Raw genomic sequence first — 636 nt, 5'->3', positions numbered from 1 at the left:
GCTCCCACGTCCTTCATCGGCTCCTGATGCCAAGGCATCCACCGTATGCCCTCAAAAACTTGAACACACGAAACGATCAACAAATCGCACAGAAACAAAGAACCCCACCCACCACAAAAGCAGGCAGGACCCCCGTCTCCAGAGATGCTCGCGTCCACTGTGCAGTTCTCAAACAACAACCGAGACCACCAAACACCACACACCCAAGACAAGCATGCGCGCCCGGCCCCGCGTCAGAAGAAACCAACCCCCACCCCGGCCAACAACCATCACAGTCGAAGACCGAGGCTCGACAAGGGCCCGTTCCCTCAGGACCCAACAGCGTGCCCAACCCGCCACCCGCCCGAGGCCGCCCTTCCCACTCCCACGACCAGAACCCCCTCAACACGAGGGAAGACCTGGACACGGGCGGTACTGACCGGCTCGCACGAACAGCAAGCTGACTAACCAGTGCTCCACAACCAATGAGCAGCCATCCCCGGCACACACGGCCGGGCAGACAGCCACCGACCCGAACCTGCTCTCACGAGCTGCACGGGCCGGGTGATGCTCCTTAGAAAGGAGGTGATCCAGCCGCACCTTCCGGTACGGCTACCTTGTTACGACTTCGTCCCAATCGCCGGCCCCACCTTCGAC

At 61.5% G+C, this 636-nt stretch carries 1 rRNA gene; it reads right to left on the bottom strand.

Annotation, left to right across the window (positions count from 1 at the left end):
- Nucleotides 1–557 precede the first annotated feature (557 nt).
- Nucleotides 558–636: ribosomal RNA gene (locus QSK21_RS35935) — 16S ribosomal RNA — on the bottom strand; the annotation flags it as partial.

Source organism: Actinomadura sp. NBRC 104412, from assembly GCF_030269515.1.
In the GTDB taxonomy this organism is placed as follows: domain Bacteria; phylum Actinomycetota; class Actinomycetes; order Streptosporangiales; family Streptosporangiaceae; genus Spirillospora.
Note: the sequence above shows the minus strand (reverse complement) of the source record. Positions and strands in the feature narration are given on the sequence as shown.